19 protein-coding genes are annotated in these 23,120 nt (G+C 65.5%); 12 read left to right on the forward strand and 7 right to left on the reverse strand.

The window, feature by feature from the left end:
- Genes ABQE44_RS00260 through ABQE44_RS00275 form a run of 4 tightly spaced genes read right to left on the reverse strand, consistent with a single transcriptional unit; the run spans nucleotide 1 to nucleotide 4,133 of the window.
- Entirely contained in the window at nucleotides 1–879 is an 879-nt protein-coding gene (locus ABQE44_RS00260; protein ID WP_448394821.1) for a TIGR03619 family F420-dependent LLM class oxidoreductase, read from the reverse strand.
- The gene (locus ABQE44_RS00265; protein ID WP_448427702.1) at nucleotides 879–2,054 is read right to left on the reverse strand and encodes a thiolase family protein; all 1,176 of its coding nucleotides are present in this window, start codon (nucleotides 2,052–2,054) and stop codon (nucleotides 879–881) included. The genes ABQE44_RS00260 and ABQE44_RS00265 overlap by 1 nt, the downstream gene beginning before the upstream one ends.
- Complete coding sequence (locus ABQE44_RS00270) at nucleotides 2,051–3,118, reverse strand: thiolase family protein (protein WP_448427704.1); 1,068 nt, start codon at nucleotides 3,116–3,118, stop codon at nucleotides 2,051–2,053. Before ABQE44_RS00270 ends, ABQE44_RS00265 begins: the two co-directional genes overlap by 4 nt.
- A 10-nt stretch (nucleotides 3,119–3,128) precedes the next feature.
- On the reverse strand, nucleotides 3,129–4,133 hold the full coding sequence (locus ABQE44_RS00275) for a Zn-ribbon domain-containing OB-fold protein (protein ID WP_448394733.1): 1,005 nt from the start codon (nucleotides 4,131–4,133) through the stop codon (nucleotides 3,129–3,131).
- 58 nt (nucleotides 4,134–4,191) lie between these two features.
- On the opposite strand from ABQE44_RS00275, the gene ABQE44_RS00280 reads away from it, so the two are divergent.
- The 3 genes from ABQE44_RS00280 (at nucleotide 4,192) to ABQE44_RS00290 (ending at nucleotide 7,218) form a co-directional block, all read left to right on the forward strand.
- Nucleotides 4,192–5,232, forward strand: a complete 1,041-nt coding sequence (locus tag ABQE44_RS00280; RefSeq protein WP_448394734.1) for an LLM class F420-dependent oxidoreductase — start codon at nucleotides 4,192–4,194, stop codon at nucleotides 5,230–5,232.
- Nucleotides 5,233–5,308: 76 nt separating this feature from the next.
- The gene (locus ABQE44_RS00285; RefSeq protein ID WP_448394735.1) at nucleotides 5,309–6,028 is read left to right on the forward strand and encodes an acetoacetate decarboxylase family protein; all 720 of its coding nucleotides are present in this window, start codon (nucleotides 5,309–5,311) and stop codon (nucleotides 6,026–6,028) included.
- Nucleotides 6,025–7,218 carry a cytochrome P450 gene (locus ABQE44_RS00290; protein ID WP_448394736.1) on the forward strand — a complete coding sequence of 398 codons (1,194 nt, stop codon included), beginning with the start codon at nucleotides 6,025–6,027 and terminating at the stop codon, nucleotides 7,216–7,218. Before ABQE44_RS00285 ends, ABQE44_RS00290 begins: the two co-directional genes overlap by 4 nt.
- Here the strand turns inward: ABQE44_RS00290 and ABQE44_RS00295 are convergent.
- The gene (locus ABQE44_RS00295) at nucleotides 7,215–9,920 is read right to left on the reverse strand and encodes a cation-translocating P-type ATPase (RefSeq protein WP_448427706.1); all 2,706 of its coding nucleotides are present in this window, start codon (nucleotides 9,918–9,920) and stop codon (nucleotides 7,215–7,217) included. The two genes, ABQE44_RS00290 and ABQE44_RS00295, sit on opposite strands and share 4 nt — an antisense overlap.
- 70 nt (nucleotides 9,921–9,990) lie before the next feature.
- Nucleotides 9,991–10,800, reverse strand: coding sequence for a crotonase/enoyl-CoA hydratase family protein (locus ABQE44_RS00300; protein ID WP_448427708.1), 810 nt, complete (start codon nucleotides 10,798–10,800; stop codon nucleotides 9,991–9,993).
- 35 nt (nucleotides 10,801–10,835) lie between these two features.
- Here ABQE44_RS00300 and ABQE44_RS00305 point away from each other — a divergent pair, with 35 nt between their 5' ends.
- Together ABQE44_RS00305 and ABQE44_RS00310 are read left to right on the forward strand one after the other, a co-directional pair.
- Nucleotides 10,836–12,524, forward strand: coding sequence for a medium/long-chain-fatty-acid--CoA/3-oxocholest-4-en-26-oate--CoA ligase (locus ABQE44_RS00305; RefSeq protein ID WP_448394739.1), 1,689 nt, complete (start codon nucleotides 10,836–10,838; stop codon nucleotides 12,522–12,524).
- Nucleotides 12,524–13,645 (forward strand): NAD(P)H-dependent flavin oxidoreductase, encoded by a 1,122-nt coding sequence (locus tag ABQE44_RS00310; protein ID WP_448427710.1) that lies wholly within the window; start codon nucleotides 12,524–12,526, stop codon nucleotides 13,643–13,645. Before ABQE44_RS00305 ends, ABQE44_RS00310 begins: the two co-directional genes overlap by 1 nt.
- A gap of 83 nt (nucleotides 13,646–13,728) precedes the next feature.
- On the opposite strand, the gene ABQE44_RS00315 is transcribed toward ABQE44_RS00310, so the two are convergent.
- Complete coding sequence (locus ABQE44_RS00315; RefSeq protein ID WP_448427712.1) at nucleotides 13,729–14,430, reverse strand: envelope biogenesis lipoprotein LpqN; 702 nt, start codon at nucleotides 14,428–14,430, stop codon at nucleotides 13,729–13,731.
- 312 nt (nucleotides 14,431–14,742) lie between these two features.
- Here ABQE44_RS00315 and ABQE44_RS00320 point away from each other — a divergent pair, with 312 nt between their 5' ends.
- The 7 genes from ABQE44_RS00320 (at nucleotide 14,743) to ABQE44_RS00350 (ending at nucleotide 23,103) form a co-directional block, all read left to right on the forward strand.
- Nucleotides 14,743–16,182 carry an aldehyde dehydrogenase gene (locus ABQE44_RS00320; RefSeq protein ID WP_448394742.1) on the forward strand — a complete coding sequence of 480 codons (1,440 nt, stop codon included), beginning with the start codon at nucleotides 14,743–14,745 and terminating at the stop codon, nucleotides 16,180–16,182.
- Between the two features lie 184 nt (nucleotides 16,183–16,366).
- Nucleotides 16,367–17,758: a cytochrome P450 gene (locus ABQE44_RS00325; protein WP_448427714.1), complete on the forward strand. Its 1,392-nt coding sequence runs from the start codon at nucleotides 16,367–16,369 to the stop codon at nucleotides 17,756–17,758.
- On the forward strand, nucleotides 17,755–17,943 hold the full coding sequence (locus ABQE44_RS00330) for a ferredoxin (RefSeq protein ID WP_448394744.1): 189 nt from the start codon (nucleotides 17,755–17,757) through the stop codon (nucleotides 17,941–17,943). The genes ABQE44_RS00325 and ABQE44_RS00330 overlap by 4 nt, the downstream gene beginning before the upstream one ends.
- 31 nt (nucleotides 17,944–17,974) lie before the next feature.
- Nucleotides 17,975–19,708: an N-acyl-D-amino-acid deacylase family protein gene (locus ABQE44_RS00335; protein ID WP_448394745.1), complete on the forward strand. Its 1,734-nt coding sequence runs from the start codon at nucleotides 17,975–17,977 to the stop codon at nucleotides 19,706–19,708.
- Nucleotides 19,709–19,797: 89 nt separating this feature from the next.
- Nucleotides 19,798–21,045 carry a phosphotransferase family protein gene (locus ABQE44_RS00340; protein ID WP_448427716.1) on the forward strand — a complete coding sequence of 416 codons (1,248 nt, stop codon included), beginning with the start codon at nucleotides 19,798–19,800 and terminating at the stop codon, nucleotides 21,043–21,045.
- 370 nt (nucleotides 21,046–21,415) lie between these two features.
- Nucleotides 21,416–22,243, forward strand: coding sequence for an ABC transporter permease (locus ABQE44_RS00345; RefSeq protein WP_448394822.1), 828 nt, complete (start codon nucleotides 21,416–21,418; stop codon nucleotides 22,241–22,243).
- Between the two features lie 44 nt (nucleotides 22,244–22,287).
- Nucleotides 22,288–23,103 (forward strand): ABC transporter permease, encoded by an 816-nt coding sequence (locus ABQE44_RS00350; RefSeq protein WP_448394747.1) that lies wholly within the window; start codon nucleotides 22,288–22,290, stop codon nucleotides 23,101–23,103.
- The last annotated feature ends 17 nt before the right edge of the window (nucleotides 23,104–23,120 follow it).

Below are 23,120 nucleotides of genomic sequence, written 5' to 3' on the forward strand. Positions count from 1 at the left end.
CTAGTTCTGCCAGCCCGAGTGGATGAAGGTGTCGGCGAAGCGTTTCATCGCGTCCTGCTTCTTGTCCAGCGGCGCGTCGAAGCCGAGCCCTTCGAAGACCCACGGCATCACGATGTTGTCGGTGACCCCCGACTCGGCCAGCTCGCGGTGCCCGTCGACGTCGAACTTGTCGATGCACACGGCCTGAAATTCGAACGGGTCGTCCCCGCGGCCGAATTCGGCGAGCAACGCCTTGAGTTTGCCGACGGTTTCGGCCAGCTCGGCGGCCGTCATCATCGCGCTGGTCCAGCCGTCGCCGACACGGGCGGCCCGCTTGAGTGCGATGTCGGTGTGCCCGCCGACGTAGAACGGCACCGGCTCGCTGGGCGCCGGGCTCATCTGCAGCTTGTCGAAATCGTAGAACTCGCCGTGGAACTCCACCATGCCGCCGCCGAGCACGAGCTTGATCACCTCGATCATCTCGTCGACGCGTTTACCGCGTTTGGCGTAGGGTTGACCGCACCACTCGAACTCTTCTGGGGCCCAGCCGATTCCGACTCCGAAACCGAACCGGTTGCCGGTGATGTTGGCGACCGAGCCGACCTGGCGCGCCAGCAGCAGCGGATTGCGGGAGCCCAGCTTCATCACGTTGGTGTAGAACCGCAGCGTCGAGGTCACCGCCCCCATGGCGCCCGCGGCGATCAGCGGGTCGATCCACGGGGTGTCGGAGTCCCACATCCGCGAGCCGTCCGGCGTGTACGGGTAATCCGCCGACTGCTTCTCCATGTAAAAGATCGAGTCGGGTAGCGCTATCGAGGTAAAGCCGACTTCCTCAGCGGTCTTGGCGATCTCGATGAGCTGGTCGATCTGGCACATCGGCACCGCGCAGGTGTACTTCATCATCGGGCCGGTTTGTCCGCCCCGACGACCCACATCGAGTAGTACTGTGACCCGCCGCCGTAGGCGTGGCCCAACGCCTTACGGGCGTTCGGGACCTGGTGGTCGCCGGCCTTGCCCATCACCTGAATCGCCGATTCGGCGAACCGGATCATGCCTGAGGCGCCGATCGGGTTCGACGACAGCACACCGCCCGAGGCGTTGACCGGAAGCCGCCCGCCGATCGCGGTCTCACCGGCCTCGGTCAGCTTCCAGCCCTCACCTTCGGGGGCGAAGCCGAGGTTCTCCAGCCACATCGGCTCGAACCAGGAGAACGGCACGTAGATCTCGGCGGTGTCGATCTCGTCGATCGGGCTGGTGGTCCCCGCCGCCTGCCACAACGCCTTGGCGGCGTCGCGGCCCGCCTCGGGGTTGACCTGGTCACGACCGGAGTACGCCAACGGTTCGGTGCGCAGCGCGGTGGCGTGAATCCACGCGACGGGATGGCCTTCGGCGGCCCGCTTGTCGGCGATCTCCTCATCGCCAATCACCAACGCGCAGGCGCCGTCCGAGGACGGACACGTCTCGTCGAAGCGGATCGGATCCCACAGCATCTGGGAGGACAACACCTTCTCCAGCGTGATGTCGGGTTGGTGCAGATGCGCAAGCGGGTTCTTAGCCCCGTTGAGCCGATCCTTGACCGCCACCATCGCACCGATGTGTGTCGGCGCCCCCGAGCGGCGGATATAGGCGCGCACATGCGGTGCGAAGTATCCGCCGGCCCCGGCGCCGACGGGCTTGGTGAACGGCACCGGAATGCTCAACGCCCACATGGCGTTCGACTCCGACTGCTTCTCCCACGCCATCGCCAAGACGCGGCGGTACTTGCCTGACTGCACCAGGCTGGCCGCCACGATGGCCGTCGATCCGCCCACCGAGCCGGCGGTGTGCACCCGGATCAACGGTTTACCGGTGGCACCCACGGCGTCGGCCATGAACAGCTCGGGCATCATCACGCCCTCGAAGAAGTCCGGCGCCTTACCGACCACCACGGCGTCGATATCGTCCATCGTCGCACCCGAATCCGCCAGCGCCCGGTCGATGGCCTCGCGCACCAGACCGTTCATCGACACGTCGTGACGCTTGGAGACGTACTTGGTCTGCCCGGTGCCCAGCACCGCGGCCAACTGCTTGCTCATGCCCGTCCCTCCATGACTGCGACCAGATTCTGTTGCAGCGCAGGACCGCTCGTCGCATGCGCCAGCACTCGCTGTGCCGAGCCGTTGAAGATGTGCTGCGCGGCGAAGCCGATGCGCTCCAGCCCGGCCGAGAACATCGGGTTGGCGGCCAGCGCCCCGCCCGACGGGTTCACCTTCGCCGACGACGGCAGCCCGATCGCCTCGGTCAGGATCAGGTGCTGGTGCGTGAACGGGGCGTAGATCTCGGCCACCTCAACCGAATTGACGTCACCACCGGTGGCCGCCTGTGCCGACGCGGCCGTGGACGGCGAGGCGGTGAGGTCGCGGGCGCCCAGCACCGGTGTCTCGATGCGGTGCTCGAACCCGGCGATCCACGCCGGGTTCTCGCGCAGCTCGCGGGCCCGGTCACCGGCCGCGAGCACGATCGCCGAGGCGCCGTCGGTGATCGGCGCGATGTCGTGGCGGCGCAACGGATCCGCGAAGTACGGCCGCTCGAGCAGTTCGTCGATGGACTTGGCCGGTTTCTCGCTGTCGGTGCGGCCCGCGGCGGCCATCGAGTCCAATGCCACCTGCGCCATCTGCTCGGCCGTCCACTTGCCGCCGTCGAGGCCGAGCCGCGCCTGCAGCCCGGCGATCGACACCGAGTCCGGCCACAGCGGCGCCATGCTGTACGGGTCGGTCTGCAGCGCGAGGATCCGGCGCAGCACACTCGCACTGGACTTGCCGAAGCCGTACACCAGCGCGGTGTCGACCTCTCCGGTCAGCACCTTGATGTAGGCCTCATACAGCGCCCATGCCGCGTCCATCTCGACGTGCGACTCGTTGATCGGCGGCACCGCGCCGATCGAGTCGATCGCAGAGATAAACGAAAACGCCCGGCCGGCAAGGTAATCCGAGGAACCCGAGCACCAGAACCCAATATCGGTCTGCTGCAGGCCCAGTTCGTCATAGAGCTCGTGAAAGCACGGCATCAGCATTTCCACGCCGTTGGTGGTGCCGTCGGTGCGGCGCACATGCGGTGCATGTGCGAAGCCGACCACTGCTACATCTCTTGAACCAGTCACGTCCAGCCCTTCACAGATGGTGCTTGTAGGAGTCGTAGTCGGCGTCGGGTTCACCCGTGGGCCGGAAATGGTCGATGTTGTCGATGCCAAGACCCCACTCTTCGCGGGGCTTCCACACGGCCTCGACGCGCATACCCATCCGGACCTCGTCGGCCTCGATCTCGGTGACCAGATGCAAGAACGCGATATCCGCTCCGTCGAGCAACACGTAGGCCGCGACGTAGGGGGGTTTGATGCGCTGTCCGGCGAACGGGATGTTGATGACGGCAAAGGTCGTCACGGTGCCCTTGTCGGGCAGTTCGACGAACTCGTCGAGCGCCAGGCCGGTGGCGGGATCGGCTTCTTTGGGCGGGAAGTACACCTTGCCCGGCTTGCCGTCGCGGCCGCTCTTGGTCCGGGCGCCCAGCAGCTTGCCCTCCTCGAGCGCGCGCAAGAACACGCTCTCGGGCAGCGATGCGGTGTGCTGGATCTCGATCTCCGACGGGCTCACCTGCACGGTGACCGGCTCGCGCTCGTCGGGTGGGCCCTCAGGTTCGGCCTGAGCGCCGAGCTTGAAGTACGCAATGTCGGTGATCGCGCCGACGGGCTCGTCGACCCAGTGCGCGTGCACCCGCGCGCCGGTGCTGATGGATTCGGAGGAACCGGCGTCGACCGCGTGCAGCAGCGCGGTGTCGGCGCCGTCGAGTTTGATCAGCGCCCACGCGAACGGGCGGTCCAGCGGCTGGCCCGGGAGCGGGGCCGGCTGCCAGGTCCACGACAGCACAGTGCCTACGGCGCTCACGGGTACGATTTCCGTCAATCGTTCGTAGGTGACGGGATCGAACTCCGCAGGCGGCACGTGCACTCGCCCGTCGGAACCGCGCACGCCGACGATGCGTCGCTCACGCAGAGCGGTGAAGAACTGGGACAGGAGTGGCCCTACTGAACGGGTGTAGTCGAACGAGAGCTTCAGCGGTGCTGAAAGCGGTGGCTCATGCGTATCGATCTGCACCGGGCTGCCATGGCTGGTGGTCACGGCATCGAGTAGAACAGGTTCTAACAATGGTTTCAAGAACAGGTCGAGAGGCTCGCTAATGAAGTTGGGACTTCAACTGGGGTATTGGGGCGCGCAGCCGCCGGACAACCACGCCGAACTGGTCGCGGCCGCCGAGGAAGCCGGTTTCGACACGGTATTCACTGCGGAGGCCTGGGGGTCGGACGCGTACACGCCGCTGGCCTGGTGGGGCCGCGAAACCAAGCGGATGCGGCTGGGCACGTCGGTGGTGCAGTTGTCGGCGCGCACACCGACGGCCTGCGCGATGGCGGCGTTGACGCTCGACCACCTCTCCGGCGGCCGCCACATCCTCGGTCTCGGGGTGTCCGGGCCGCAGGTCGTGGAGGGTTGGTATGGGCAGAAGTTCCCGAAGCCGTTGGCGCGTACTCGCGAATACGTCGACATCCTGCGCCAGGTGTGGGCGCGGGAGGCGCCCGTGCGCAGCGACGGCCCGCACTACCCGTTGCCGCTGTCCGGCGAAGGCACCACGGGCCTGGGCAAGAACCTCAAGCCGATCACCCATCCGCGCCGCGCCGACATCCCGGTGATGCTGGGGGCGGAGGGACCCAAGAACGTCGCGCTGGCCGCCGAGATCTGCGACGGTTGGCTGCCGATCTTCTACTCGCCGCGCGTCGCCGACATGTACAACGAGTGGCTCGACGAAGGTTTCGCCCGCCCGGGTGCGCGGCGCAGCCGCGAGAACTTCGAGATCTGCGCGACGGCTCAGGTGGTGGTCACCGACGACCGCGCTGAGATCATGGAGCTGATGAAGCCGCACCTGGCGCTGTACATGGGCGGTATGGGCGCCGAGGACACCAACTTCCACGCCGACGTCTACCGCCGGATGGGTTATGCCGAGGTGGTGGAGGACGTCACCAAGCTGTTCCGCTCTGGTCAAAAGGACGGCAAAGAGCAAGCGGCCAAGATCATTCCCGACCAATTGGTGGACGACTCCGCGATCGTCGGCGACCTCGGCTACGTGCAGGAACAGATCAAGGCGTGGGAAGCCGCGGGCGTCACGATGATGGTGGTGGGTGCGCGTTCGCCCGAGCAGATCCGGGATCTTGCGGCCCTGGTGTAGCCGGCGGCGAGCCGCCAATCCAACCCCGACTAGACACTTCCTTGATAGTTGTCTACCCGCGTTCTAGATTGACGCAATGACCCAGCACACCATCGCGGGCACCGTGCTCACCATGCCGGTGAGGATCCGCAAGGCACACCAGCACATGGCGATGTTCTCGGTGGACGCCGAGGCCGCGCAACGCTTGATCGACTACAGCGGCCTGACGGTCTGCCGTTACCTTCCCGGGCGCGCGATCGCCGTGCTGATGCTGATGCGGTACGAGGACGGCGACCTCGGTCAGTACTACGAGTACGGCACCAACCTGATGGTGAACCCGCCCGGTTCGACGGCGTCCGGCCCGCGCGCACTGCAGGATGCGGGTGCGTTCATCCACCACCTTCCCGTCGACCAGGCGTTCACCCTCGAGGCGGGCACCAAGATCTGGGGCTATCCGAAAGTCATGGCGGACTTCACGATCCGCGACGGCCACAGGTACTCGTTCGACGTGACCATCGACGGCCAGTTCGTTGTCGGGATGGACTTCGGGAAGGGGTTGCCCGTCCCGGCCCGGTTCACGTCAAAGCCGCAGGCGCATCCCACCTACTCCTACCGCGACGGGGTGGTGCGCCGCACGCTCGGCGAGATGATGCTGCACGATGTTCGCTACCGCCCCGGCGGTGCGAAGGTGCGGCTCGGGCAACATCCCTACGCCAAAGAACTTGCGTCGCTCGGCTTCCCGAAACGCGCGCTGTTCTCGGGTTCGGCAGGAAACGTGGAGATGTCGTTCGCAGACGCGCAGGAGGTGCAGCCGTGACAGAATCCAAACCCGACGTCGATCTGACCGACGGCGACTTCTACGCCGGGGACTCCCGTTTGGTCTACAAGTGGATGCGCGAGAACGAACCGGTGTTCCGCGACCGCAACGGGTTGGCCGCCGCAGCAACCTATGCCGCGGTGATCGAGGCCGAGCGCAACCCCGAGTTGTTCTCCAACGCCGGCGGGATCCGGCCCGACCAGCCGGGTGTCGAGATGATGATCGAGATGGACGATCCGCAGCATCTGTTGCGGCGCAAGCTCGTCAACTCGGGCTTCACCCGCAAACGGGTGAAAGATCTCGAGGGATCGATTGTGGCCCTCTGTGATTCGCTGATCGATGCGGTATGCGAGCGCGGTGAGTGCGACTTCGTCTGGGATCTGGCCGCGCCGCTGCCGATGGCGGTCATTGGCGACATGCTCGGCGTGCGCCCCGAGGAACGCGAGATGTTCCTGCGCTGGTCCGACGATCTGGTCGGCGCGTTGAGCAGCACCGCGGACCCCGAGAAGTTCCAGCTGACCATGGACGCGTTCGCGGCCTACAGCGAATACATGATGGGCATGATCAATGTCCGCAAGGACCAGCCCACCGACGATCTGGTGAGCATCCTGGTGCACGCCGAGGTCGAAGGCAGCAAGCTGGAGGACCATCAGATCGTCACCGAGGTGCTGCTGCTACTGATCGGCGGCGACGAGACCACCCGCCACACGCTGTCGGGCGGCACCCGCCAGTTGCTCGAGCACCCCGACCAGCACCAGCGCCTCGCCAACGATCTGAGCCTGCTGCCCAACGCCATCGAGGAGATGCTGCGCTGGACCGCGCCGGTGAAGAACATGGCGCGCACGCTGACCGCCGACACCGAATTCCACGGCACCGCGCTGGCGGAGGGCGAGAAGATGCTGCTGCTGTTCGAGTCGGCCAACTTCGACGAGGACGTGTTCGACGACCCGGACACCTTTAACATCGAGCGCTATCCGAACAACCACCTGGCATTCGGCTTCGGCACCCACTTCTGCCTCGGCAACCAGTTGGCCAGGCTCGAACTGTCGATCATGCAGACCCGCCTGCTGCAGCGGCTGCCCGACATGCGGCTGGCCTCCGACGCCGAACTGCCGCTGCGGCCCGCGAACTTCGTCAGCGGGCTGGAGAAGATGCCGGTCAAGTTCACCCCGTCGAAGCCGGTGAACTAATCCCAGTGCACGTGGCTGGTGCCGAGTGGCCACCGGCGGCGCACCCACTTGTGCGCCTCGACGACGACCAGCACCGACACCGCGACGGCGATGGCCCGCACCCAGGCCTCGGCGCTGATCGGTTCGACGCCGAGCACGAACTGGGTGGGCGGGAAATACAGCGCGGACACGTGTAGACCGATGGCGCCGAGCGTGGCCCAGAACAAAAACGGGTTGCCCCACGGGGTGATGGTGAACAGCGAACGGTTCTCCGCGCGGGCGTTGCCGGCCTGAAAGACGTTGTAGATCACCAATGTCGTCAATGCGACGCTGTGCGCTGCGATCAGCGAGTCGTCGCGGCCGAGTTGCCAGTGGAACATGTACAGCGCTCCGGCGGCCATCACGGTGCCGACGAGCACGGTGCGTTCCCACATCATCGCCGACAGGATTCCTTCGCGGCGCGGTCGAGGTGGGCGCTTGAGCACGTCGCGGCTGCCCGGCTCGAACGCCAGCGCCAAGTCCTGCACGCCGTTGGTGACGAGGTTGAGCCACAGGATCTGGGCCGGAACCAACAGCAGCGGCCAACCGAGCCACACCGACACCATGATGGCTGCGGTTTCCGCTACCGCGGTGGAGATGAGGAAGAACGCGACTTTGCGGATGTTGGCGAAGGCGATGCGGCCCTCTTCGACAGCGCTGACGATGCTGACGAAGTTGTCGTCGGAGAGCACCATGTCGGAGGCTTCCCGTGCCACGTCGGTGCCCGACCGGCCCATCGACACCCCGATGGCGGCCGCACGCAGCGCCGGGGCGTCGTTGACGCCGTCGCCGGTGACCGCGACGACGTGGTCGCGGTCCTGCAGGGCGCGCACGATGCGAAGCTTGTCGTTGGGTGAGACCCGCGCGTACACCGAGACGTCGTCGACCAGGTCGCGTAGCGCGTCGTCGTCGAGATGGCGCATCTCGGCGCCGGTCAGCACCCGTCCGTCGGGCTCATCGAGGATGCCGAGCGCGTGTGCGATGGCCCGCGCGGTGATCGAGTGGTCACCGGTGATCATCGCGACCCGCACGCCTGCGGTGTGGCAGTCTTCGATCGCCTCCCGTACGCCCTCGCGCGGCGGATCCATCATCGCCTGGAACCCCACCAACACGAGGTCGTCCGGGTCGGTGTAGTCGCCAGGCGGCCCGTCGCCGTCCCCGGCCAGCGAGCGTGCGGCCTCGGCGGTGAGTTTCCGATAGGCCATGCCGAGCACCCGCATCCCGCGGGCGGCGAGTTCGCGCACCGCCTTGTGCGCGGTCTCCGGATCGAGGGGCACCGGTCCCTGGTCGGTGTTCATCGCCGTGCACATCGAGATGATTCGCTCGGGTGCGCCCTTGACGAACACCGCGTGCCCGCCGCCGTACTCGCGGAGGGTGGCCGAGTATCGGCGATGCGACTCGAACGGGATCTCGGCGACGACCCGGTGGCTGTCGCGGAGTTCGCCGGGGTCGATGCCCGCCCGGTCCGCCGCCACCAGCAGCGCGACCTCGGTGGGATCACCGGTCGTGACGGGGCCCTGGGCGGTCTTGACCAGATCGGCTTCGTTGGTGAGCACGCCGGTGGTCAACAACATCTCCACGGTCGGGCCTGCGCCCCGCAGCTCGGGGGCGTCGTAGTTGCGCCCGCCGGCCCACACCGCCGGCACCGTCATGCGGTTCTCGGTGAGGGTGCCGGTCTTGTCCGAGCCCACCACCGTCGTGCTGCCCAGCGTCTCCAATGCCGGCAGCCGGCGCAGCACCGCGTTTCGCCGTGCCATCCGGGTCACCCCGATCGCGAAGGTGACGGTCATCGCCACCGGAAGGCCTTCGGGCACGGCCGACACCGCCATCGCGACGGCGACACGGAACATCTGGCTGACCGACTCGCCGAGCAGCACACCGGATACGAACGCGACGATCGCCGCGACGACGACGGAGACGCCGATGATCTGCGCGAACTTCGCCATCCGCGCCTGCAGAGGCAACTCCCCGGCCTCTTCGGTGCGGATGCTCCCGGCGATCGATCCGAGCTCGGTGTCGTCTCCGGTGGCCACGACGTAGCCGCGGCCGCGGCCGTTGGCGACGATGGTGCCGGTGAACGCCATCGAGTGGCGATCAGCCGCGCCCGCGTTCTTCTGCACCGGCGCGGTCGTCTTGGTGACCGGCAGCGATTCACCGGTGAGCAGCGACTCGTCGATCGTGAGGCTGTTCACCGCGCTGAGCCGGATGTCGGCGGGCACCCGGCTACCCGATTCCAGCAAGACCACATCGCCGGGTACGACGTCGCGGCTGTCGATCTCCCATTCCTGCCCATCGCGCACCACCCGGCAGTGCGGCACCACGAGCTGCATCAGCGCCTGCACGGCGTCGGCGGCGCGACGTTCCTCGTGGAACCCGATCACCGCGTTGAGCAGCAGCGCGATCGCGATCAGGGCGGTGTCGAGCAGTTCACCCAGCGCCAGGGTCACCACGGCGGCGACGACGAGGATGAGGATGAACGTGCTGGAGAACTGGCGCAGGAACACCACGATCGCGCGCGGTGGCGGTTGCTCGCGAATGCGGTTCGGGCCGTACCGCATAAACCGTGCTTCCGCGTCTTCGGCCGTCAGGCCGTGCGGTGAGGTCGCCAATGACTCTTCGACGTCGGCGACCGCGGTGGCGTGCCAAGGGATTTCTTCGGTTACGCCGGCCGAGCTTTCGGTCATCGGCCACTAGCGTAACGACGACACCGGGCCTCCGGCAGGCGCATCGTCACCTCGTGCCGGATCAGGGTGGCTACTTCATCTTGAAGTTCGGGGCGCGCTTCTCCTTGAACGCCCGCGGGCCCTCCTTGGCGTCCTCGGAAAGGAACACCTCAATACCGATCTTGGTGTCGATCTTGAAGGCCTCGTTCTCGTGCAGACCCTCGGTCCCGCGGATGGTCTTGAGGATGGCCTGCACCGCGAGCGGGCCATTGTTGTTGATCACCTCGGCGATCTCCAGCGCCTTGTCCAGCGCGGATCCGTCCGGCACGACGTAGCCGATCAAGCCCATGTCACGCGCCTCGGCGGCGGTGATGTGCCGACCGGTCAGCAGCAGATCGCAGGCCACGGTGTAGGGGATCTGACGCACCAGTCGCACCGCGGAGCCACCCATCGGGTACAGGCTCCACTTGGCCTCGGAGATGCCGAACTTCGCGCTCTCACCGGCGATGCGGATGTCGGTGCCCTGCAGGATCTCGGTGCCGCCCGCGATCGCCGGGCCCTCGACCGCGGCGATCAACGGCTTCCTGAGGCGGCGGCCCTTGAGCAGGGCGTCGATGCGCGACGGATCGTAGCTGCCGTCCTTGAACGAGTCGCCCGGCGGCTTGGCGGTCGCGGCCTTGAGGTCCATCCCCGCGCAGAAGTAGCCGCCGGCGCCGGTGAGGATGCAGGTGCGGATCTCCGGGTCGTTGTCGACGCGGTCCCAGGCCTCCACCATGATCGAAAGCATCTCGGTGGACAGCGCGTTGCGCGCCTCGGGCCGGTTCAGCGTCAGAATCAGGGTGTGTCCGCGCTGCTCAATGAGGGCGTCGGGGTCCTTGTCGGAATTTCCTGCTTCGCTCACAAACAGCCGTCCCTTCCAGCATCAATAGCACAGACTTGAATGAAAATGTAACACGTTCTAGTTTAGGTGCTGTGGCCCTGAACATTGCTGATCTCGCCGAGCACGCCGTCGACGCCGTGCCTGACCGCGTTGCCCTGATCTGCGGCGACGATGAACTCACCTACGCCCAACTCGAGGAGAAGGCCAACCGGCTGGCCCACTACCTCATCGACAAGGGCGTCCAGAAGGACGACAAGGTCGGCCTGTACTGCCGCAACCGCAACGAGATTGTCATCGCGATGCTCGGCATCGTGAAGGCGGGCGCCATCCTCGTCAACGTCAACTACCGCTACGTCGAAGCGGAACTGAAGTATCTGTTCGAGAACTCCGACATGGTCGCGCTGGTGCACGAACGCCAGTACGCCGACCGCGTCGCCAACGTGCTGCCCCAGACCCCGGCGGTCAAGACCGTGCTGGTGGTCGAAGACGGCAGCGATCTGGACTACCAGCGTTACGGCGGCGTGGAGTTCAACGAGGCACTGAGCCAGGCGTCACCGGAGCGCGACTTCGGCCCCCGTAGCGCCGACGACATCTACCTGCTCTACACCGGCGGCACCACCGGTTTCCCCAAGGGCGTGATGTGGCGCCACGAGGACATCTACCGGGTGTTGTTCGGCGGCACCGACTTTGCCACCGGCGAGTTCGTCAAGGACGAGTACGACCTGGCCAAGGCGGCGGCCGAGAACGCGCCGATGATCCGCTACCCGATCCCGCCGATGATCCACGGTGCCACCCAGTCGGCCACCTGGATGTCATTGTTCTCTGGCCAAACCACCGTGCTGGCACCGGAATTCGATCCTGCTGAGGTTTGGGCCACCGTCGAGAAGCACAAGGTGAACCTGTTGTTCTTCACCGGCGACGCCATGGCGCGCCCGCTGCTCGACGCGCTGCTCGCCCGCCAGGCCGACGGCAAGGACTACGACTTGTCTGCGTTGTTCCTGCTGGCCAGCACCGCCGCACTGTTCTCGACCAGCATCAAGGACAAGTTCCTCGAACTGCTGCCTAACCGGATCATCACCGACTCGATCGGGTCCTCGGAGACCGGTTTCGGCGGCACCAGCATCGTGGCCAAGGGCCAGCCGCACGCCGGCGGGCCGCGGGTGACCATCGACCACCGCACCGTCGTTCTCGATGAGGACGGCAATGAGGTCAAGCCCGGCTCCGGGGTGCGCGGCGTCATCGCCAAGAAGGGCAACATTCCGGTCGGCTACTACAAGGACGAGAAGAAGACCGCGGAAACCTTCAAGACCTTCAACGGGATTCGCTACGCCATCCCCGGTGACTACGCGACGGTCGAGGAAGACGGCACCGTGACGATGCTCGGGCGCGGTTCGGTGTCGATCAACAGCGGCGGTGAGAAGATCTACCCCGAAGAGGTGGAGGCCGCGCTCAAAGGTCACCCGGATGTATTCGACGCGCTGGTGGTCGGCGTCCCCGATCCGCGGTTCGGCCAGCACGTCGCCGCCGTTATCCAACCGCGCGAAGGGGCCCGGCCCAAGCTGGCCGACCTGGACACGTTCGTCCGCAACGAGATCGCGGGATACAAAGTGCCGCGCAGTATCTGGTTCGTCGATGAGGTGAAGCGTTCGCCAGCGGGCAAGCCGGACTACCGGTGGGCCAAGGACCAAACCGAGCAGCGGCCCGCCGACGAGGTCAACGCCAACCACGTAGGGACCGCCACTTGATGCGCACCGAACTGTGCGACCGCTTCGGCATCGACTACCCGATCTTCGTTTTCACCCCATCGGAGAAGGTGGCAGCCGCGGTCAGCAAGGCCGGTGGACTCGGCGTGCTCGGTTGCGTGCGGTTCAACGACGCCGACGACCTCGAGAGCGTGCTGCAGTGGATGGATGAGAACACCGACGGCAAGCCCTACGGTGTCGATGTGGTGATGCCCGCCGAGGTGCCGCAGGAAGGCTCCGCGGTCGACATCGACAAGCTCATCCCGCAGAGCCACCGTGACTTCGTCGCCAAAACCCTTGTCGAACTTGGAGTTCCACCACTGGACAAGGAAGAATCGGGCAATGAAGGGGTGCTCGGCTGGCTGCACTCGGTGGCCCGCTCACACGTGGAGGTCGCGCTGCGGCACCCGATCAAGCTGATCGCCAACGCGCTGGGGTCGCCACCGCGCGACGTCATCGAGCAGGCGCATGCAGCCGGCGTGCCGGTGGCGGCGTTGGCCGGCAGCGCCAAACACGCCCAGCGCCATGGCGAGAACGGTGTGGACATCGTGGTCGCCCAGGGGCATGAGGCGGGCGGCCACACCGGCGAGATCGGTTCGATGGTGTTGTGGCCGGAGATCGTCGACGCCCTTGACGGTCAGGCGCCGGTGCTGGCGGCCGGCGGTATCGGCACCGGCAGGCAGGTCGCCGCGGCGTTGGCTCTTGGCGCGCACGGGGTCTGGATGGGCTCGGCGTTCCTTACCTCAGCCGAATACGACCTTGGGCACCGCAATCCCAGTGGCACGTCGACGATTCAGGAGGCGCTGCTGCGTGCGGCGTCCAGCGACACCGTGCGCCGGCGTATCTACACCGGTAAGCCCGCACGGCTGCTCAAGAGCAAGTGGACCGATGCCTGGGATGCACCCGACGCGCCGGAGCCGCTGCCGATGCCGCTGCAGAACATCTTGGTCAGCGAGGCTCATCAGCGAATGAACGCCTCGGACAACCCCGACACCGTCGCCATGCCCGTCGGCCAGATCGTCGGCCGGATGAACGAGATCCGCCCGGTCGCCGACATCATCGCCGAGCTGGTCGACGGATTCACCGAGGCCACCCGCCGCCTCGACGATATCCGGGACACCTAACCAGCGCGAGCAGACATGAAAACCCCTAAAATGCAGTAAATTTGGGGGGTTTCGCGTCTGCTCGGCCAAGAATGGCGGCCCGCTCAGAAGCCGATCGTGCTCTGCGCGTCGATCACGTCGGTTGCGGCGCCGACGATTCCGGCTTGGGCCTCCAGCCCGTCGGCGTTGAGCTGCAACACGTAAAGCCCGTCGGCACCGGGGATCACGACCGTCTTCTGCGCGACGACCTTGGTCTGCTCGTCTGATTCCCATGTGCCGGCGAGTTGGTAGGCCGGGTAGTCGCCGAGCGAGCTGACCTCTCCGGTGTTCAACGGATTCCAGCCAGGCAGGTTCTGCAGTTCACCGGGCGCGAGGTCGATGATCGCTTGCGGGTCAACGTTTCCGGCCAGCTTCGACACCAGGGCGACGATGCTCGGGGTGTACTCGCTGGCTTCGGGCCCGGTGTAGACGATGGCGCCGTACGCCCACTCCGGGGTGTTCTCAGCTGCATGCGCCCATCCCTCGGGCACCGGCAGATCCAGGACGGGCGCCCCCGGATCGCCCTGCTGCACCGGAGTCTCGCGAATGTTGTTCTCGGCGATGTAGTCGGCGATCGTCGGATGGGGGCCGGCCGCGTCCTCTGCGCGCGGTGCGATGCGGGCCGTTGTCGGCGCCGCCTCGGTGCTCGTCGTCGAGGTGGTGGGCGTGGCACTGCCTTCGGTCTTGGTGTCGGAGCCGCAGCCCGACAGCACGAGGGCGACGGTCGCGGCAAGCGCAGCTGCGCCCGAGATAACGGTGGGCTTCATCGGAACTCCTATCTGCGCAAGTATCGCTGCAGCGAAGAGTAGTGCAGAAGCTCGGCTATGAAGTCGGCCACTTTTATCTACTTTATGCGATCTGAGCAAACCCCACTGCACAGCGTCGGGCCTGCGTCAGGTGCTGACGAGCCGATAGCCTTCTGGTCGCTCGGTCCAGGCAATGAGAGCAGCGGGTCTACTGTATGCGTATCAATGACCGAAAGTTGTAACGCATCATTCGATATGGTGCTGAGTTTGCGGGGTGTATGCGAAGGCATATGTAGCGCTGGTGCAGGTCTCAGCGGGTCAGAAGGGAAGAGGATGATGCACCACCACACCGAGCTCTACATCGACGGCGCATGGGTCGAGGCTTCCGGTGGAGAGCCGATCGACGTGATCTCGCCGACGACCGAACAACGCATCGGCGCGATCCCGCGGGCGGCCAAAGGTGACGTGGACCGGGCCGTCGCGGCAGCCGGCCGCGCGCTCAGCGCTCCCGACTGGGCGGGCGTCGGCGCCGAGGGGCGCGCCAAGATCCTGCTTCGGTTGGCTGACGAACTCGAGGCCAACGCCAAAGAGCGAGCCGCTCTGACGTCGACGCAGAACGGCATGCCGATCGTGATCGCGACGGAGGCCGAGGGTGCCGCGCCGGTCGCGATCCTGCGCTACTACGCGACGTTGGCGACGCAGCTTCCGCTGGAGGAACGTCGCCCGCGGCTCGGCGGTGCGGGGGAGACGGTGGTGCGACGGGAGCCGGTCGGCGTGGTGACTGCGATCGTGCCGTGGAACTACCCGCAGGCTCTGACCATGTTCAAGCTGGCGCCGGCACTCGCCGCCGGGTGCACCGTGGTGCTGAAGCCCGCGCCCGAAACCACCTTGGACGCACTGGAATTGGTTGAAGCGGCAGAGCGGGCAGGACTCCCGGCGGGCACCCTTAACGTCGTCACCGGTGGTGCGGACATCGGTGCGTACCTGGTTGCGCACCCGAACGTGCACAAGGTGGCCTTCACCGGGTCGACGGCGGCGGGCCGGGCGATCGGCGAGGTCTGCGGCAAGCTGCTACGCCCGGTCACTCTCGAACTCGGCGGCAAGTCGGCAGCCATCGTCCTCGACGACGCGGACCTCGAGGCCACCGCCGCCGGTCTGGCCACCGCCGCCATGCTGAATAACGGGCAGACGTGCTACCTGTCCACGCGGATCCTGGCGCCGCGGTCGCAATATGACGAAGTGGTCGGTGCCGTGGCCGCGATGGTGTCGTCGCTGCCGATCGGTGATCCTCTGGAACCGACGACCTATGTCGGGCCCCTCGTGTCCAGTCGCCAGCGTGAGCGCGTGGAGAACTACATCGAACTGGGCAAAAGTGCCGGCGCGCGACTTGTCACCGGTGGTGGTCGGCCGGACCGTGATGTTGGTTGGTTCGTGCAGCCGACAGTGTTCGCCGATGTCGACAACTCGAGCCGGATCGCACGCGAGGAGATCTTCGGCCCGGTGCTGTCGGTCATCCCCTATGACGACTTCGAGCAGGCCGTACGCATAGCCAACGACTCCGAATACGGTCTCGGCGGGACTATTTGGACTTCGGACCCGGAGAAGGGGCTCGAGGTCGCCCGGCGGGTCGAGACCGGCACGGTGGGTGTCAACTTCTACGAACTCGACCTGGGTGCGCCGTTCGGGGGCGTCAAGGCCAGCGGCCTTGGCAGGGAACTCGGGCCCGAAGGTTTGGCGCCCTACTACCAGTTGAAGTCCATCTACCTGAAGTGAGTTTGAGGCCTGCGGCGGTGCATTCCCGATGGGAGACGACGCCGCTTTCTGTTGGGCCGCGAGAACTCGAGCACTCTATTACGAAAAATAACTACAAATTCCGAAAAGCGATAGACTTTGCGTAAGCGCTTTCGGCATACTGATGCGCAAGACAAAGTTGAATACGTGAGGTAGGTACAGTTCGTTGGCAATCAAGGAGCCGGTGAGCCACCCCGCCGCGGCGGGGCTGAGCAAGGCGCGACCTTCGGCAGACGGCCGGGCGCCCGGGCCGGGGGTCGGCAGGTTGGCGCTGATGTTCGCACGGTCGCGCGACCCGTTTCAGTTGCTTGCCGCTTGCGTTGACCGGTACGGCGACATCTACACCCTGCCGCTGGGGCCCGGTGGCACGACGGTGGTCAACGATCCGGAATATGTCGGCAGTTGGCTGCTGGACTATGGGAGCTTCCACAAGGGCGTCATGTCCCGCGCCCTGGTTCCCGCGCTGGGCGAGAGCATTCCGGTCGCCGATGGTGAGCCGTGGAAGCAAAATCGCAAGGCACTCAATCCCGCGTTCGCCCGCCGGAACCTCAACGGAATCGCGAAGATAGTCTCCGCGGCCGCAGATGACGTGCTGGCCGGGTGGGAGAAACTCGCCGACGCCGGCGAGGAGGTCGACCTCTATCGCGAACTCTCGATCCTCACGATGACTGTGGTGCAGCGATCGATGTTCTCGTCGTCGGTGTCCGACGACGAGGTGCCCGAACTGATCGACCTTTTCCGGGTTCAGACCCTCTACATGGGCGGTCTGATGCTCACGTTCTGGGCGCCGTCGTGGGTTCCGGTACCCGGTGCGCGCGCGGGAAGCCGTGCGGTGGCCAAGATCCGGCGTCGCATCGAGCAGGCCATCGCCGACCGGCGGGCCAACCCGAGCGAGGCCAGCGACATCATGAACACGCTTCTCGAGGTTCCGATGGAACACGAGAACCTGGTCGATCAGCTGATGGGGTTGTGGTTCGGCGGTTTCGACACCACCGCATCCGCACTGGCCTGGACCGTCGCGATGCTGGCGCAGAATCCGGACGCGATGGAGGCGCTTCGGGCAGAAGCCGACGCTTACAGCGGTGACTTCGACTCCTTCGCCGAGCTCACCCACTTGCCCTATGCCAGAGCCGCTTTCGATGAGGCACAGCGTATTCAGGGCGCGCTGCTGCTGACGCGCCAGGCGCTCAACGAGGACGAGATTGGTGGCTACTACATCCCGAGGGGCAGCCAGGTCGGGGTGAGCGCCTACACCATCAACCGGCATCCCGCGTTGTGGGACCACCCGGACCGCTATGACCCGATGCGCTGGCTGGACGAACGAAAGGACAAACAACACCGGTTCCAGTTCGTGCAGTTCGGCGGCGGTCCCCGGCACTGCATCGGAGTCGGGTTGGCTTACATGGAGGCGCAGTTCGTGCTCACCAAGGTCGCCAAGCGGTTCCATCTTCAGCCCCGGCCCGGCTGGACACCGCGGCATCAGTTCCACCTCAGCGTCGGGCTGAAGGACGGGCTGCCCGGCCGGATCATCCATCGGCATCGCGAAGGAGTCCAGTGACGCGCATCGAAATCGATGGCGATCTATGCATGGGATCAAAGGAGTGCGCCGGAATAGCCGCTCATGCAGTCACATTCGATGAGAACGGTATCGCATCTCCGACGGGCGCGGATCTCGACGAGGTGACCGCCGCACAGCTCGAGTCGTCCTGCCCCGCCATGGCGATCTCCGTCATCACCGACTGAACACGTGAACCCAACGAAAGAGGAGCAGACAGTGACAGGCAACGGCACCGACTACGACATCATCATCAAGGGCGGCACCCTGATCGACGGGACGAACACGCCCCGCAAGGTCACCGACATCGGCATCCGGAACGGCAAAATCGCCAAGGTCGGCAGACTCAACGGCGCTTCCGCCGCCCGAGTCGTCGACGCGTCGGGTCGTATCGTCGCGCCGGGCGTTATCGACGTTCACACCCACTACGACGCGGCGATCTTCTGGGATCCCTACTGCACACCGTCTGGCTACCACGGCATGACGACCGCGATCGTGTCCAACTGCGGGTTCGGCTTTGCTCCGTGCAAGCAGGACAAGGCAACCCAGGAACGCTACATGGGCATGATGGAGACCACGGAGCAGATTCCGACCGCCGCGTTGCGTGAGGCGCTGCCGTTCAACTGGGAGTCGTTCCCCGAATGGCTCGACGTCGTCCGGGGTATCGACAAGGGGATCAACGTCGCCAGCTACGTTCCGCTGAACTCCCTGATGATCTACGTCATGGGATCGGTCGAGGATGCCCGGGACCGGCTGCCCACCGAAACTGAGCTCACCGAGATGAAGCGGCTGCTGCGCGAGGCGCTGGAAGCCGGCGCGATCGGGTTCGCGTTCTCCAAGCTCAACGAGTTCAACTCGCATAAGGACCACGGCAAGCCGATGCCGACGGACGCCGCGGACGAGTCGACCGCGTACGCCCTGGCCGAGGTGCTGCGCGAAATGGACTACGGCATCATCCAATCCCTGGTCTATCTGCCGATGGCCATCGACAACAATCACATCGCCGAGAAGCTGGCGCGGATCTCGGGTCGTCCCGTGGTGCAGAACATCCTGGTGCCGTTCGACCACATTCCGGACGACGTCGACCGGGTGCTCGAATGGCTCGACCACTGTGAAGCCGAAGGTCTGGACTGCTACTCGCAGGCGCTGGCATTCCGCACCTGGCAAGAGTCCCGGCTGCTGGACTGGAACACCTGGGATATTCACCCCGTCTTCGCCGAGTTCTCTGAACTCGAAGACGACATCGATGCGCGGGTGGCCAAAGCCGCCGACCCCGACTGGCGCGCACGGCTGAAAGAGGTGCACACCGTCGACAACATGACCGCCGGTGGTGGCCTGTTGGACAACCTCAAGGTGATCGCGATGCCGGACGAGAGTGATCCGCGGATCGGGAAGTTCTTCTCGGAGATCGCCGCGGAACGGGGTATCGACGTGATCGACGCGTTTTTCGACGCGGTCGTGGACTCCCGGTGCGACATGGATTTCCGCACCGTCCAGTCCATGAGCCAGAATCCCGCGCTGTTCGAGAAGATGTACAAGCATCCGCGGGTGATCGCCGGTACCTCCGACGGTGGCGCGCACATCCGGTTCTTCAGCGGTGCCAACTTCTCGACCGACCTACTGCAGTGGCTGGCGCTCGAGGAAAAGCGATTCACTCTCGAGGAGCTGCACCACAAATTCAGCATGCTGCCCGCGCGGGTCCTCGGTTTCAACGACAGGGGCGCTCTCCTCCCGGGCTTCGCCGCGGACGTGATGGTCTACAACCCCGACGAACTCGGATACCCCGATCAGTACGAGGTGCTGCGGGACCTGCCCGGCGGTGAGTTCCGCCGGGTGATCCCGGCGTACGGTATCGACATGGTCACCGTCAACGGCCAGGTCACCTTCGAGAGCGGGATGAAGTCGACCGGCGCGACGCCGGGCCGCGTCCTGGTCCCCGCAGGGGCGAACTGATTGAGAACGCCGCGGCGGGCCGGTCCGGCCCTGGTCAACACCGGACCGGTCGCCGCATCATGTCCATGACGTCGAAAAGGTCAGGTTTCGTGAAGAGTTCAGTGCAGCCGTCAACGACGCGGGCTCCCCGGATTGGTAATCCCCCGTCCGCCGCGACGGCGGTGCGGCTCGCAGGCGAACTCGCGCCGGTGATCGCCACCGCGGTGCTCGACCGATTTCGCAGCACGCGGGTCCGGACCTCCGCGCCCGTGCCGGCGCGGGTGGAAAACATCACCACCGAATGGCTGAACCGGATCATGGCTTCCACCCTGCGCGGAACGCGAGTGGCCTCCTTCAGGGTGGAATCCCACTCCTCGGGAACTTCGGTACGAGCCCGAATCCACCTGAGCTACGGCGCTTCCCCGGATGCTGAGGCCGAACAGCCGCCGTCCACCGTCTTCGTGAAAACCGCGTCATCGTTGGTGACCCGAATCGGTAACGGTTTGTCGAAGACGTCCTACGCCGAAGCAGGCTTCTACAACGAGCTTCGCAAGTACTTCGATCTCGAAGCGCCATACGGCTACTACAGCGCCGCGGAGCCGCGAACCTGCCGGGCCATCCACCTGCTCGAGGATCTTGTGGCCACCCGAGGCGCTGACTTCTGCGACCCCACCACGTCGATCTCGCGCCAGCAGGCCGATCAGATCGTGGAACAACTGGCACTGTTACACGGACAGGCGAACGGCCTAAATCTCGAAAAGCAGCGGCCGACTTGGTTGTTCACCTATCCGCAGTGGTGGGATGCGACTGGTTCCATCGCCATGATCCGCCGCTACCACCTGCGAGGTCAACGTCTCGCGGACGAGGAGGGAATTTCGCCCCGTCGCCTCGTCGGGCGCGGTGAAGAGTTGTGGCGCAGCTTCGAGGCATCTGTGGATGAGCATCGCAGGCTTCCCTCGACCCTGATCCATAACGACACACATCTCGGCAACTGGTACATCAACGGGGCCGGTCACATGGGATTGTGTGACTGGCAGTGCGTCTCGGCGGGCCACTGGTCGCGCGACCTGGCTTATGCGCTCTCCTCGACATTGACTGTCGACCAACGCCGTGCCTGGGAGTGCGAGTTGATCGAGTCCTACCTCGATCACCTCGCGACTGCCGGAGGGAGCACCGAAACCCTTTCCCGCACAATGGAGTTGTACCGACATCAGCTCCCGGGTGCACTGGCGATGTGGACGACGACCTTCCACCCGCCGAAGTTCCTCCCGGACATGCAGCCCAAACAGACATCTGCCGAGATGCTGCGTCGGATTCTCACCGCGATCGTCGATCACGACGTGCTGGGCCATGGCTGAGTTCACTCTTGCCCCATACGGCCGGATGCTCTGAAAACCAGGTGATTTCGCGTGCAGTGCCAAGGCGGAGGCCGGCTCTGGCCAGGTGGGTCATCGGGGGCGGCGCTGCGACTGTGTAGTCCCCCGAGCGAAGATCGAACACCCGCGGCCATTGCAGCATTCTCGCAGCGCAATAGCTACAATATTACGCATACTGTACATAAAATGCGGCAGTAGATAAAAGTATTCATTGTGAAACAGTGGATCCTGTTGGGCATTGTGTGGTACACATCTCCCTTGTAGTTAACGGGGCTATCACGAGGTGGTGCAGTGCGGCGTTCTGGGAGCAAACGTGGTCGGTGACGTCCACGTCGGTAGCCGGGCGTCGGTCCTGCCGCTCGCCGGCGCGGCCGCTCGCCGACCTCTGCACCGGATCCTGTCGGTACCTGTGCGCAGCGCTGCGACGACCGGGCGGGGCGTGCTGTTGGCGGCCCAGGTCCTCCGGTATCTCGCCACCGATGGGGCCTCCCTGCGGATACCGTTCGGCGAAACGATCCTGCAGGCTTGGTTCCTCCTGAAGGTGACCGCCATTCCCGCGGTGCTGATGGCCATCCCGTTCGGGGCGATGGTGTCGGTCCAAACATCAGGCCTTGTCAACCAGGTCGGCGCGAGCTCGCTGGTGGGGGCGGCCAGCGGCGTCGGGGTCATCCGCCAGGGCGCCCCGATCGCGGCTGGGCTGCTGATGGGCGGTGCCGCGGCCTCGGCTATCGCGTCGGACCTCGGTGCCCGGCAGATCCGCGAGGAGCTCGACGCGATGCGCGTTCTGGGGATCGATCCGGTGCGGCGGTTGGTGGTGCCGCGGTTCGTCGCGCTGATCCTTGTCGCACCGATCCTCTGCACGATCATCATCACGTCCGCGGTTGCGGCGTCGTACATCCTTGCGGTGACGGTCAGCGACGTCACGTCGGGCAGCTTCTGGATGTCGTTCGGGTCCTTCGCGAAGATGGTGGACGTCTGGTTCGCCATGGGTAAGGCCGTGATCTTCGCCGGCATCGTCGCAGTGATCTCCTCGCTGCGCGGCATGGAGGCCAACGGCGGTCCACGGGGCGTCGCCGACGCTGTCAACTCGTCGGTCGTACTGAATGTCGTCGGTATCGTCATCGTGAATCTCGCTGTCACGCAACTCCAGACGATGTTCTTCCCGATGGCGGTGGCGTAGTGGCTGCGGGGCGGTCCGCGACGCCGTCGAAGCATCTGCCCGGGTTGCTGCCCACCGGGGCTGCCCAGGAGGCGTTGAGACTCACCGGGCAATGGGTCGCGTTCATCGCACAGACCTTGTGGCTCCTGCCGTTGACAGTCACCAAGTACCGGCGGCAGACACTGCAGGTGATGAACAACCTCGCGTGGGGGCGGGGTTCGCTCATCGTCGACGGCGGTGTTCTCAGCGTGCTGGTCATCCTCGGACTGGCCGTGGGTGCGTCGATCGCGATCGAAGCCTTCGCGACCCTCAACATCATCGGGTTCGGGGCGCTGTCGGGCATCGTCGGCGGCCTGGCGAATGTGCGCGAGATGGCGCCCCTGGTCGCAGGCATCGCCTTTGCGACGCAGGCTGGCTGTCGAATGACCGCCGAGATCGGTTCGATGCGTATCGCGGAGGAGATCGACGCGACCGAGGCGATGGGGTTGCGGGCCCTGCCGTTCGTGGTTGGCACCCGCCTCATGGGCGGCATGCTCTGTGTCATACCGGGGTTCCTGCTGACATTGATACTCAGCTTCTCCGTTTCGGACTTGATGATCCGGGTGGTCTACAACCAGCCGGGCGGCACCTACGAGCACTACTTCGTCCAGTTCCTGTCACCAGAGGATCTCTTCTACTCGTTGATCAAGGCGACGATCTTCTGCGCTGCGGTGACCATAATCCACTGCTACTACGGCTATTTCGCGTCAGGTGGGCCGGTCGGCGTCGGCCAGGCGTCCGGCCGTGCAGTCCGCGCGAGCCTCGTCGCGATCATGGTCCTCGACTTCGTGATGACCGTTGTTCTCTGGGGCCTCCGACCGGAATTCGTCTTCAAAGGGTAGGGATCAGATTGCTGTTC

The sequence above is a fragment of the Mycolicibacterium sp. XJ2546 genome (assembly GCF_053483195.1).